Annotated in this window: 16 protein-coding genes; all 16 read right to left on the reverse strand. The window is 30.5% G+C overall.

The annotated features are described in order from the left end of the window. Window position 1 precedes the first annotated feature (1 nt). The 16 genes from DK442_RS08090 to DK442_RS08165 all read right to left on the reverse strand — a co-directional run bounded on the left by DK442_RS08090 (window position 2) and on the right by DK442_RS08165 (window position 12,513). A complete protein-coding gene (locus DK442_RS08090; protein WP_109435358.1) occupies window positions 2-523 on the reverse strand; it encodes a GNAT family N-acetyltransferase in 522 nt (173 codons plus the stop codon). A 288-nt stretch (window positions 524-811) separates the two neighbouring features. Beyond that, window positions 812-1,090, reverse strand: coding sequence for a hypothetical protein (locus DK442_RS08095; RefSeq protein ID WP_109435359.1), 279 nt, complete (start codon window positions 1,088-1,090; stop codon window positions 812-814). Window positions 1,091-1,279: 189 nt separating this feature from the next. Further along, a complete protein-coding gene (locus DK442_RS08100) occupies window positions 1,280-1,876 on the reverse strand; it encodes a GrpB family protein (RefSeq protein WP_109435360.1) in 597 nt (198 codons plus the stop codon). Between the two features lie 228 nt (window positions 1,877-2,104). Beyond that, complete coding sequence (locus tag DK442_RS08105) at window positions 2,105-2,545, reverse strand: hypothetical protein (RefSeq protein WP_109435361.1); 441 nt, start codon at window positions 2,543-2,545, stop codon at window positions 2,105-2,107. Between the two features lie 187 nt (window positions 2,546-2,732). Further along, the gene (locus DK442_RS08110; protein ID WP_109435362.1) at window positions 2,733-3,068 is read right to left on the reverse strand and encodes a hypothetical protein; all 336 of its coding nucleotides are present in this window, start codon (window positions 3,066-3,068) and stop codon (window positions 2,733-2,735) included. 78 nt (window positions 3,069-3,146) lie between these two features. Further along, window positions 3,147-3,866, reverse strand: a complete 720-nt coding sequence (locus DK442_RS28595) for a hypothetical protein (RefSeq protein WP_235010922.1) — start codon at window positions 3,864-3,866, stop codon at window positions 3,147-3,149. A 288-nt stretch (window positions 3,867-4,154) separates the two neighbouring features. Further along, on the reverse strand, window positions 4,155-4,601 hold the full coding sequence (locus tag DK442_RS08120) for a DUF4440 domain-containing protein (protein ID WP_109435363.1): 447 nt from the start codon (window positions 4,599-4,601) through the stop codon (window positions 4,155-4,157). A gap of 3 nt (window positions 4,602-4,604) precedes the next feature. Next, window positions 4,605-5,633: a serine hydrolase gene (locus DK442_RS08125; RefSeq protein ID WP_109435364.1), complete on the reverse strand. Its 1,029-nt coding sequence runs from the start codon at window positions 5,631-5,633 to the stop codon at window positions 4,605-4,607. 177 nt (window positions 5,634-5,810) lie between these two features. Next, the gene (locus tag DK442_RS08130; RefSeq protein ID WP_160114087.1) at window positions 5,811-6,218 is read right to left on the reverse strand and encodes a nuclear transport factor 2 family protein; all 408 of its coding nucleotides are present in this window, start codon (window positions 6,216-6,218) and stop codon (window positions 5,811-5,813) included. A gap of 1 nt (window position 6,219) precedes the next feature. Then, window positions 6,220-7,005: a type 1 glutamine amidotransferase domain-containing protein gene (locus tag DK442_RS08135; protein WP_109435366.1), complete on the reverse strand. Its 786-nt coding sequence runs from the start codon at window positions 7,003-7,005 to the stop codon at window positions 6,220-6,222. Window positions 7,006-7,110: 105 nt separating this feature from the next. Next, window positions 7,111-8,166 carry an AraC family transcriptional regulator gene (locus DK442_RS08140; RefSeq protein WP_109435367.1) on the reverse strand — a complete coding sequence of 352 codons (1,056 nt, stop codon included), beginning with the start codon at window positions 8,164-8,166 and terminating at the stop codon, window positions 7,111-7,113. A 201-nt stretch (window positions 8,167-8,367) separates the two neighbouring features. Further along, on the reverse strand, window positions 8,368-9,054 hold the full coding sequence (locus DK442_RS08145; protein WP_235010923.1) for a YqjF family protein: 687 nt from the start codon (window positions 9,052-9,054) through the stop codon (window positions 8,368-8,370). 248 nt (window positions 9,055-9,302) lie between these two features. Further along, a complete protein-coding gene (locus DK442_RS08150; protein ID WP_109435369.1) occupies window positions 9,303-10,385 on the reverse strand; it encodes a hypothetical protein in 1,083 nt (360 codons plus the stop codon). Window positions 10,386-10,639: 254 nt separating this feature from the next. After that, entirely contained in the window at window positions 10,640-11,068 is a 429-nt protein-coding gene (locus tag DK442_RS08155; RefSeq protein ID WP_160114088.1) for a hypothetical protein, read from the reverse strand. 173 nt (window positions 11,069-11,241) lie between these two features. Then, the gene (locus tag DK442_RS08160) at window positions 11,242-11,865 is read right to left on the reverse strand and encodes an FMN-dependent NADH-azoreductase (protein ID WP_109435371.1); all 624 of its coding nucleotides are present in this window, start codon (window positions 11,863-11,865) and stop codon (window positions 11,242-11,244) included. A 66-nt stretch (window positions 11,866-11,931) separates the two neighbouring features. Then, window positions 11,932-12,513, reverse strand: coding sequence for a Crp/Fnr family transcriptional regulator (locus DK442_RS08165; protein WP_109435372.1), 582 nt, complete (start codon window positions 12,511-12,513; stop codon window positions 11,932-11,934). Between the last annotated feature and the right edge of the window lie 249 nt (window positions 12,514-12,762).

Raw genomic sequence — 12,762 nt, forward strand, 5'->3', positions numbered from 1 at the left:
ACTATTGATTCAAGGTTTTAGTCATAACCCAATTTTTATAGGTATTATCTTGCATTGGAAAATTTACTTTTCCTATTTTTTGATATGATTGTCTTAGATAAAATGAAATTGCTTTTGGATTTTCAGTAAATACTTCAAGATAAAGTTGTTTAAATCCAGTTTCTAACAATTCATTTTCGACTTCTTTAAGTAATCTATATCCAATCCCTTTTCCATAAAATCTTTCCAAAACATACAGTTTACTCAATTCAGGAATTTGAATTTTTCTAATTGGACAAGAAGTATCAAATATAATTTCGGCTACTCCAATTGGATTTTCATTAATATAGGCAACGATTAAGCTGTTTGGATTGTTTTTAATGGTTTTCTCAAGATATTTAGGTGAAAACCTTTCATCAATATAAGTAGCCATTTCAAGTCTTATTCCATCTGTAGCATATGATTGAACATTAACCGTTTTCATTAAAATGGATATTTGTAAAGCTTCAGACAATTTTGCTTTTCCAAATGTAACTTCATTCATTTCGTTAATTTTTCAAATGGTTTGTCAACGTTTCATATAAACTGTTATGTTAATGTAGTTTATACATTTGTTAGGCACTTTTATTTTCTTATTTCAAGTTCTATTAATTCTATTTAGGTTTTTTTACATTGTTTGTACAAACCTTTAGATATCAAATAATCATCCTTTTTAAGTTCATTGTAACAAACAATATTTTCACAAGAAATTATAGAATATTAAGTCATGTTAATTTTGTATGTCAATGCTTTTCTATTCCATAAACGACTGATTCTTCAATAGAATCAATGTTTAATGAGGCTTTTCCTTCTTCAAAAAAAGCTTTGAATCACTTATCCGCCAATTTTCTTTTGCAAACTGTATAATATGTTCATCTCTATTATCGTCTACTTCATAGGCTTTTAAACAACCACCTGCAACAAAGTATTCATACTTAACTAAATCACCTTCTTGTATAAGAAATTGTCTTTTCCGTAATTTCTTTTTAATCAGAATAGAGGTGAAACGTTCTTTTTCCAATTCATTAAGCTCGATAACTTCTTCAATATGTTTTAAAATCTCGTCAAACATTATCCTTAATTATTATCTACAACGCCAAATATATAAATTAGAGCAAGGCAAGTATACTTAAACCAATTGATGCATCTGCGCATTTTTATTTTTTGTTTTTTATTTATCATTCTTAAAAGCCAAATTTAAAAATTTGGTGGTCTTACGTGATAAGTAATTACCTCTTGAAAATCCTATAATAACTATGTTTTATATACCATGTTGTGCGTTGGCTTTTCTATTAATTATTTCCAGCGTTTCATTTACAAAGTCGGTTTTTCCAAGCACATATGAACCTCGGTCATTTTTGAATTTAGACGCTAATTCGAGTTTTAAATCCTCATATTGCTTTGCTCTTTTGTAGTTTGCATTCAGATAATCCCGAAAGTCGATTTGTTTCCACATCAAATTCTCTTTTGGACACATATGAATATGAAAAATCTGTTCTTTTGTTCCGTCTACATTGTATCCTTTTCCAAATGATGAGTATTCCTCTATATTTTCTCTTTCCGGGACTTTAAAATGAGAGTAACCTAATTCCGTAAATTGATCGATTAATTGTTCGTCAAACAATAAACCTTTAGGAATTTCAATCATTAAATCGATATAAGGTTTGGATTTTATTGAGGTAATAGATGAACTGCCAAAGTGCTCAATCCTTACTATTTTTTCCTGTCCTACATTATCTATAATTCGCTGCTTTTCATTTTCATAAATGTTTTTCCATTCAGGATTATGGTCTACCAGTTCAATTGGAAAAAGTGTATTCCAATCTTCTTTGGTTAAATCATTTAGCGTTTTTTTCATTTGTTTTTCGATTTTTTATCGGCTTGTGCACAACGTTTAATATATGTGTCGTAGCAGAGTAAAATGTTACCTTGCTTTTAGATTTATCTGCGTATTGATTGCTAACTTTTCCTTTTTACAAGCATTGCGCCCTACCAAATATACAAGAACTGTTGGGTCTATCATCACTTAACTGCTATGATCTCATATATGTTGTCGTACACAGTATTTTTTAAATTCTAATTAGCATTAATCATTATCAATAGAAGCAAAAAACGTATCAAGGTCGTCATCTTCATATTCATTCAGGATTATTTCTTGTTCTAATAATTTACTAATCATTTTTTTTAAATATTCACTATAATTTACTTCAGATTCTTTGCTTATTTCTTTTCCATCAAAATTTGACTTGATATCCATTTTATTCTTACCTAGAAAAGTAATTCGAATATGTGGCTCTTTGTCCAAACCATGCCATCTGTTTCTTGATAAAAGGAAAAACCATAGAGATTGACCAGCTCTTAATTCTTTATCAAGATTACAATTTCTCATTTCTTTTATCAATCTAAGAGCATCATTTGTGAACGGACGACTATCATCAGGATATTCTTGATAGAAATTCTCAATTAAATTCCAGCTATCAATAAAGTCCTCTTCAATTCGATTTTTATTGTTCGATTTATTTTTCAAAACGATTTTCGGTATTGTGTACAACGTTAAATATATTTGTCCTAGCAAGGCAAGGCAAGCCTGAACCAATTGATCTATCTGCGCATTTTTATTTTTTGTTTAATTTATAAAAATCTAGCACCATTGTAACAAGGAAATAGCACTAAACTTTTGTTATGATTTTATATATAAAGTTGTAGCCAGTTTTTTATTCAATTTCTTTGTATTCCGATTTTCCGCCTGATAAATCTCCATTCAACCAGTTCCAGTCAAATTCCAATTTCAGTTTTCCACTTTTTGTTTCTGAAATTTTGCCTTTAGATTCTCCAGCTTTTAATTCTCCTTCAGTTGTTAAGCACTGATACAAGAGTTCTATTTCTGAGTCTTGAGTTTGTTTTCCAATAAAAAGTCCCTCCAAAATCGACCCTCCTTTATACTTTCCTGTAATAGTTGTTCCATTTTGGAAATAATGGAAGATGGTTTCACCTGATGATAATCCACTTTTATTCTCCGTAGTTATAAATTTTTTATTATCTAAATTCAATTTGATTTCTTTTTAATTGGCTATAACGTTGCGTGTATGAATCGTCGTGGCAAAGCCACTATGATTTTATACACCTTGTTACCCAACATTTTTTATTATTTTTTCTATTTCCAAATCTGTCTTAATTGCTTTTCCTTTTTCGGTAAATTCAAACAATAAAGGTTCTTCTGACGTAATCTCAATATACTTATTATCTATTAATAAGTTCAAATGTTTTCTTATTTCCTTTCTTTTGTTTCCAGTAGATTTGGCGACTTCTTGAATAGAGAACCACATATTTTCAATAGGTTCTGAACAGTCATCCGATTGAAGCCAAAGTTCCTTTAATAGTCTTTTGAGTATTTTCAATTCAAATATTCGCTCTATTCCACTTTTTATGTTTTCAATCCAATTTTTATCACTCGGATTAACAATAATTGCTTTAAAATTAAATCTCTCACTCTCAATTCCGACACCTTTTAAATCGTCAATGTGCAAATCAAAATCAAAAGCTGGTGGATATTTCGATGAATTAATATTCCGAGATTTTAAAACTTTTCGATTATCCATTTGGTTTACAATTCGGTTTACTCTTATTCCATAATATTTTAAAGTCAGTCTTATTTTTCTTTTAGTTCGAAATGATGTTGTATAGATATGAATTTTATGTCCTTGATTTTGTAAATCAGAAATCAATTCACTCGTTCCTTTCCGTATTTCTTCAATTCCGAATAGTTTAGCAATTCCGTTCCTCTTTTCGGTTTCAAATTCTTTTCCATTCGGAATTAATGTACTGTCAAGATCAAAACTGATATTCATTGGATATGTTTGCTAACGGTATTGTGTATGAAACATAGCGTGTAAAAAGACACTAACTTTTCGGATTATCACGGAGCCGAATTTTCATATTTTGTTTTTAATTTTTCACTTTTTTAAAAGCCAAATTAAAAATTTGGCGGACTTCCTAAATATACACAAACCTTTCGATTTAGCACTTATTGGCTATGCTTTATACACCGTGTTAGCAAATGTTATTTTTCCAAATTACTATTTCAAAAATCTTATCAGATAGCATAAACATTACCTTGGTTCTGATTTATTACAATTTTATATATTATTCCAAATATCTAAATGCATTTTCCAGTTACCCTTTACTTTCTTCCAAACAATGACATACTTTCCTTGCCAAGAAGAAATTTGACCATCTTTTTGTTTGGTTTTTCCTTCGTAATAACCATAATCATAAGCTGTGTCTTCAACTACTGTAATTTCTGTTTGGGTGATTTTATGAAAACTAGTACTTATTCCTTTAGGTAGTGTCCAGTATTTTATAATGTCTTCACCTTCTAATATTATAGTGTAATTAGGGAAGATTTTTGCGTCTTCGGTATAAGATGAAGCAATCATTTTATAATCCGATGCCATAACATAGCGCGAAAATGCCTTGGCGTTTTCTATAATTTGATTGATGTCTTCTTTATTCCCTTTTAATGTTTGAGCCTGCACTTGACTAAATATTGTAAGTGCTAAGATTATTTTAGTTATAAATTTCATTTACTATTTATTAGTGATTATTATATCGTGTATCTCATCTGCCATATCCATTACATTAAAAAACTTTTGATTCTTTAAGATAATAATATATAATTCTTCTTCAGGAAAATATCTAATTACAGACTCATAGCTTCCTTGTTCGCCATGATGATGGTGAACCTCTAATTTACTATCGTCCCATTCTAAAACACCTAAAGGCGATTGTGAGCCTTCTCTTTCAGAAAGAAGCTTTATGGATTCTTTTGACAGTAATTGATAACTGTGCAAGTGCTGGAGATATTGGTAAATATCTTGTGCTGTAAATAACATCAAAAACTTAATGCCATCCATCTTAAAAGCATCAAGATTATTGTCTTTGTTAAATGGATGAGCAGGTAACGTTTCGTTTTTCCAAGGCGTAGCTTTTCCAAAATAGCTACTTTTCATTTTTGCAGGTTTAAATATGTTCTGAGTTACATAATCTTCAAAAGATTGACCAGAAATCTCTTCTATAATATGCATGAGTAATATAGGGTTGTAGTTTGAGTAGAGATAGTCTGTTCCTGGCTCAAAAGCAAGCTGTTCTATGTTCTTTAAATCATTCAGTAACAAGTCGTGAGTAACGGTCATTTCGTTTTCTCCATAACGCTCCCATGCTACTCTTGGCAAACCACTTGTGTATTTAAACAATTGCTGAATGCTTATTGTAGAAGCCCAAGATGGTAAATTTTTAAGGTATTTACTTACCTTATCCTCAAGCTTCAGTTTTCCGCTTTCGTACAGTTGCATTGCGGCCACTCCTGGAAATTCTTTAGAAATAGAACCAATAGCGAAACGATGAGACGCTGTTAAAGGCTCTTTGGTTTTAGGATGAGCAATACCAAAAGAGTTTTCGTATAAAACCTCATTGTTCTTTACAACGAGAACATTACCATTGAGTTCTCCTTTTTGATTTATTTCATCGACATAAGCTTCTACACTTTTGTAGTTTTTACAGGCAGAAAACGTTAAGGTTAATACTAATATTAAGAGTTGAATTATTTTATGTTTCATTTTATAATTAGGTTTTTTTAATCTTTTTAGGCACAATGCTCCTTAATCTATTATGAATAGGATAAGAATTATATTTATTGGTTTAGTTTTTTTAGAATTTCAATCGCATTAGTATTAGTTGGGTTCAATTCTAAGGGCTTTTTATAGTTTTCAATGGCTAAATCAATTTCATTAGTTCTACTTTCTATAAAATATCTTACTCACGACTTTCCACTCACCATCAATCTTAATAAGATTCATATAATCAATAAAACTGAAGGTTTCATAATCTATTTGAAGTTTTGCACTTGCTACGTTTCCTGTAACGTTGATGTAAGAAATATGCGTTTTCCGGTTCTGTTTTGATCCAGGTTTAACAGCTTTTTTAAAGAATTCTAAAGCATTGACTTCTCTGTATTCGCCATTACGGATAAACTTCATGGTTGCGGTTTCGTGAAATGCTTTTTTTAGCATTTCAAAGTCGTTGTTTGTTCCACCATCTAGGTAATAAGAAACTGTTTTCTCAACTTGTAAATAATCAGATTGTTGAGCTAAAATTGTAAAAAAATTTAGGCATAGTAATAATGTAGTGATTAATGTTTTCATTTTAATTGTTTTTAGATTGATTTTGATTTTTTTGAAGTTTGGCAACAACCAACTCCGCCACTTTTGCAGAAGCTGTAGGGGCTTGTCCCGTGATAAGTCTATTCTCAGCTATGGCATAACTATCCCAACCATTAGCTGAGTATGTAAAATGACCTCCATGTTTGTTGACTTTTTTTTCAATAGAAAAAGGAAATTCTTCATAATAAGGTTTCTCTTTTCTCTCAAAAGCGTCTGGGTAACCATTGACCTTTTTTCCGTTTATTAAAAAGTCACCATTATTAGTTTTTAAGTTGACTATTCCAGCAGTTCCATGACAAACTGCGGAAATAACACCGTTTTTCTTTTCATAAATCTCCATCGCTATATTTTGAATAGCTTCGTTATCTGGCACATCATGCATAGCCGCTCTACCACCAACATAGTAAACGGCTTTATAAGTTTTAGGATTAACTTCAGATGGTTTTAAAGTTGTTTTAAGACGTATCATAAAACCACTATCATTAAAATAGCGATATTGTAAAGGGTATTTGGCTTTGTAGTAATCCCCTAAATGAATGCTTTCGCCATCTGGAGTCAGAAAATCAACTTTGTAATTATGCTTTACAAAAACATCGTAAGCATAAACAATTTCGGCAAAACTTGTACCTGTTTCAATATCTGAATCGCCATAGGTTTTGGCATTATACATGATGAACAAAATGTTGCCTTTACTTTCTTGTTCTGAATGTACTTGATTTGATAATCCTAGGGAAAAACTTAAGATTATCGATAAGATTTTAAATTTCATGATTATCGTTTTTTGATGATGCTATCAAAATTCGACAAATCCTTTTGAAATTCAATCCGGAGTTATAATAGAAAAGTACAGAATTATAATTTTGGACAAAAAACTTTATAACATCTGTTTTTTATAAGCTGCTGGCGTAGCGCCTGTAATCTTTTTAAAAGTAGAATAAAAGGATGATTTAGAGCTAAAGCCAGCTTCTAAACCAATAGCTTCGAGTGTAAACTGATTGTTATTTTTAATTAAATTCTTTGATTCTTCCACACGGAGCGTATTTATATATTGAGCGAAGGATTGCCCTAAATTATCATTAAGCAGTTGGGATAAATAATGTGTTGAAACGTTTAATCTATCCGCCAATAATTTCAATTTTACAGTACTATCCCTAAATAATTTTTCTTCAATCATTAAATCATTCATCTTTTGAATGTGTTGTTCTGCTTCAGTATTTTTAATTTTTTTAGAAGCATATTTTTCTGGTTCTTCAAAAAATAACAATTTATTTCGTCGCTTTAAAATCACCAAAAGAATTGCAAGATAAAGTACAAATGAGAACGATAAAGCGCCCACGATATAAGATGTATATCTACTTGTAAAGTACGCCAGCCAAATAATAGACACTCCTATTGTAACTGTAGTTAACCAAATATCTTTACTATTTAATTTTTTAGTTTTTGAGATTAGTTTGTACAATTGTGATCTAATTAAAGCAAGCGACAAAACAATATAAACAAACCATTGCGCAAACATGAACCAAGACAAGTAGCCTGCTGAAGAGCGCTGCCACAAATAACGATGTTCGCTATATGGAAAATAATAACCAAGTAGAATCATTATAACTACAATTGGTATAATATGAATAAGCCAACCATAGGAATTGCTACTTTTTGAGCGAGTTGTTTCTCTAATGTAAAGATATAAAAATGGCCCGATGAGTAAACATGCAGAGAGACCAATCTGAATGAAATGTGTAGAAATATTCTCGTAAAATGTTAGAAATACTGATTTTGTAACACGAACGCTAACTACAAATAATAAACCAGCTAAAAAATAAGTAGAGCGGTTTCTCTTTTTTATAAAAAACGCGAAATAAGTACTCAAAAAAAGCCCATTGAATGCCCCTAATGCACTAAAGAAAAATAATAGTTGATTATCAAAATTCATTTATATAATTTGATGTTTTTCAAAGATTTTATTGTTTTGTTCTAATATTTGCTAACGTTTAATATATGTGTCGTAGCAGGGCAAAATGTTACTTAACTATCAACATTATTTGCGCATTGATTGCTATTTTTTTCAGTTTTGTAAGCATTGCGCTTTACCAAAAATACGATAACCGCTCGATTAATTACCTAGCTGCTACGATCACATATATGGTGTTGTAGTCAGTTTATTTTTCCCCCAAGCAAGAACCTTCACACCTTTAGAAAATTGAGTTTTAACAGGATCATTTTTGATCAGGTTTTTAAATCTTGGATAATTAAACTCAAAATTCGTCAATTCAAGTTCATTAATAGGCCATTCCAAATGGTGAATTTCGAATTCATTAATAGATTTTTCTGTATTTTGAAAAAGAGCATATCTTTCAGTCAACCATTTTTCCAATTCTGTTTTTTCAGTAGTTTCATTTCCAATCCCAAACTGAATATTCAATCTGTCATTAAATTCCTGGTTATTGGATTCGTATTGATTTTCAGTCCGTTTTATTTTTGAAAATCTATATGGCAGTTCAGACATTCCTTTTGCAACTTTACATGACAAACTTTTTCCGCCTTCGATACTCAAAAAATACACTCCTGTTTTGTTATTAAATTTCACATAAGTTCTGATATTAATTTCATCAAAATTCGAAATTGGTGAAAAAGAAGGTAGATTTTTTGGTCGTATTTTTTCCATTGTAAAAGCAACAACAGAAATCCAAGGTTTTCCATCAAAAAGGTCAATTTCAAGTTCTTTTGGGACAAACTTTTTCAATTCAGATAATTCCACTTGCCAATGAAGAAATATTGCATTATTCCACTCTTGATAAAATTTCCACTTTTCAGTTGGCATTTTCCAAGGTCTGTGATCAACCGTATTTAATATCTCTCGGATTGTCATTTCTGCAACTGACTACAATGGCTAAGTGTATGAAACGTAGCGTGTAAAGAGACTCTATATTTCGATTTAGTACTGAGCCAAATTTTCATATTTTGTTTTAATTTTCACTTTTTAAAAGCCAAATTAAAAATTTGGCGGACTTTCTAAATATACAGAAACCTATCGGTTAAGCACTCATTAGTTATGTTTTATACACCATGTTAGCGGTTGTGATTTTCATTCCAGTCTACTTTTATTATTTTATTTCTATCTATTATCAGAACAGAAATCTCTCTATAAAGCCCTGTTCCATAATGGTCTAAATTCATCAAAATGTAATTTCCATATTGTTTGGTAATCGGGTCGTGCGTATATAAATCACTAAAAAATAAAGGATTTATAATCTCAATTTCATTGCCTTTAATTTCTGCGAGAAAAGTCAAGTCAGAAAGATGAACTATAAATAGCTCTTTGTCTTGGTATTTGAAAGATGAAAATATTTGAACTCCATAAAAATCAATCTTTTTCTTGTAAGCTTTGGATTTGTCAACATAACCTAAAGCTTCTCCATTTACTGTTTTTCTGATTTCAGTTGGTTTTGCTATGGTTAATTTTCTTGGGTTAGCTATCGTTTTTATTTCAGCCGAACCTCCACCGTGTCCCAAATGAGCCATTACATTATATCCATTTTTGTCCTTAATAACAGAATTGGCACAAGTAGATTCGGTAAAAAATATTTTTGAAGATTTTTTTTCATAAAAATAAACTGTTCCACCCCATTCTCCGTGACAATCTCCATAAATTATGAACTCATTATCTTCAAATAGTTTAGGTTGATTTTTTAAAGGAAAATAGCCTTTATACTTTATCCATTTATTTCCATTCCATTTATAAATTGAATTACCAGATGATGCTCCTAACTGTTTGTCGATTATCCAATGGTATTTGAACTTTTTAGTATTTAGTTTATTCTCAAGTTTTGTATCTCTTTCAAAGCTATCAAGTTTAAAACAAGAAAACTTGCCATTTTCGAATAGGGAAACAAGTGAGTTTTTATAGATAACTGAAAATGATTTGGGGAAATTTTTAACGTAATCCCTATCTTCTTCAGCTTCTTCATATTTCTCTGCGAAATATGGATTTTTAACTACAATATGAGTTGTATCGAATTCTATAAAATTTTTACTGACAGAAACATTGAATTTTTCTTTAAATAGACTTGTGTAGAGACTATCGCGAGTGATTGTTATTTCATCCCAACTTTGTTTCTGAAAATAATCCACGAGCTGTTTTTCAAAATTCAATTGCTTGTTTTGGGCACAAACTAAAATCGAAAATCCGAAAATTAATAATATGTACAGGTGTTTCTTCATTATTGCAGGTAACGTTTAACATATGTGTGGTAGCTGTGCAAAATGTTACCCAGTTATCGACATTATCTGCGCATTGATTGCTAACTTTTACTTTTTGCAAGCATTGCGCCTTACCAAAAATACAACAACCTTTCGATAGATCACTTAGCTGCTATGATCACATATATAGTGTTGTGGAATGTATTTTATTTACTTTTTCTATCTTCTAACATCATCATTTCAGTTTTTGCGTACTGAACAATTTCATCATTTTTGAAGTATTCGTAATCAAAATCATTATCTGAGTTATAGTGAATTAAATCTCCAGAACTTTTCGTAAAGACTATATTGAAATATTCAACGTTCTTACAGTCAGATGTGGAATATAAAATTTCAATAAATCCAAAATTATTTTTCGCTGAAGTTTTGTTAGAAATATTGGTTTTGAGTTTTTTTAAAAGAGATTCAATTTTATTGATTTTTTCTTTATCTGTAATTGTCAAAGAGCTTTTTCCTCCATAACAGTGTTTCGCTTTGTTAATCATTTCAATTTCAACAATCGGCAAGGGGCATTCTCTTCGTTTACAAGAGAGTAGATATAATAATAGTAAAATTAAAGTCAGAGTTTTTAGCATTGTAAATTCTTTCGCAAGAGTAATTTATATGTTGCACAATGGGGTTGTGTATGATTAGTTGGATGTTTTATGCACTAAAGTTAGCAAATAAATCACAGAAAGAAAGTCCGTGAAGACTTTTGCAAGTAGATTATGACTAAGCAATTAATTACACAAGGTGTTGACAATATTTTTCATATGTGTTCAATCCTTTGATAGGTTTTCTTTTTTGATTTCTCAAATATTTCTCCACCAAACTCTTCATTATCCAATGAAATTATAGAAATGTCTTTTATACCCATAATCCCGAAAACGAATTTCAAGTAGGTTGTTTGGAAATTCATATGTTCATTTTTCTCATTTTCTCCATAACCTGTGTCTCCACGACTAGATAGAATGAACATTTTTTTGTTTTCAAGAAGTCCAACATAATCTCCGTCTGGTTCTCCTGAACGGAATTTCCAAGTTTCGTTTATTCTCATGAGTTGGTCGATGTAAGATTTTAGTCCGCTTGGAATTGACCAGTTATACATCGGGGTTCCTAAAACATAAATATCATGTTCCTTAAACTCTTTAATCAATTCGTCGCTAAACTCAACTCCCGACTGATTTTCTTTTGTTCTTTCATTAGGTTTGATAAATGCACTTGCAATCCATTTTTCATTTATTGATGGAATTTCAGTAAGTCCGACCTCTCTATAAGAAAAACTATCTTTTAGATTTTTGTTTTTCCAATTTTCTACAAAAAGTTGTGTTAATTTTCTACTGTGTGATTTTTTATTTCTGACACTTGCATTAATGATAAGTACTTTGTTCATTTTTTTCTAATTTTTGAATAAAGAAGCAAAGTTCTATAAATAGAAGAAGAAAGATATTGACCTAGTTTAAGATGGTTTGTATTTTTTACGAATTCTGCTCAAAAATTCGGCAGTGATACCTAAGTAAGAAGCGATTAAATATTGAGGCACTTTATCTGCAATTTTTGGGTAATTTTCAATAAAGCTGAAATAACGCTGTTCGGCATCTAAGGTGATATTTGTAATTAACCTTTTTTGTAAACTGCCAAGATAATTTTCAAGGATGATTCTAAAAAAGCGTTCAAGTTTCGGGATTTCAAGTAACATTTTTTGAAATGAGTGGTAGTTAATTTGAAGCAGTTCAGTTTTTTCAATTGCTTGAATATTATAGATAGAAGCCTTTTGTTTTTGAAAACTTTCAATATCAGTTGCCCACCAATTTTCAATTGCAAAATATAGGATTTCTTCCTTTCCTGTTTCAGGATTTATGTAAAAAGCCTTTAATGCTCCTTTAACAATAAAATTGTCAGTTCGACAAGTTTCCCCATTTCTCAAAAGATAATCTCCTTTTTCAAGGGTTTTTTCTGTCCAAAAAGTCTCAATTGAATTTTCTTCTTCGGAACTTAACTTAATGTATTTTGAAATGGAATTGATTAGTTTCTCTTTCATTTAAATTGTTGCCAACGTTCTGCGTATGGCTTGTTTCGGAATTTTCCGAAGGAAACATTCTGATAAGTCACTAAGGTAGCAAATCTGCAATGAATTCCGCTAAGGAATTCGACCGCAATTTGTTATACACGTCTTAAGTTTACAATCTCTTAATTTTAAGGTTTAATCAGAAAGAACAAAAGAGAGGAATAAGATTAATATACACGTAGAACATTGCAGTTCGTCAACATTGATAATCCCTTCTCTTTT

It is taken from the genome of Aquimarina sp. AU119 (genome assembly GCF_900312735.1).
Lineage (GTDB): Bacteria > Bacteroidota > Bacteroidia > Flavobacteriales > Flavobacteriaceae > Aquimarina > Aquimarina algiphila.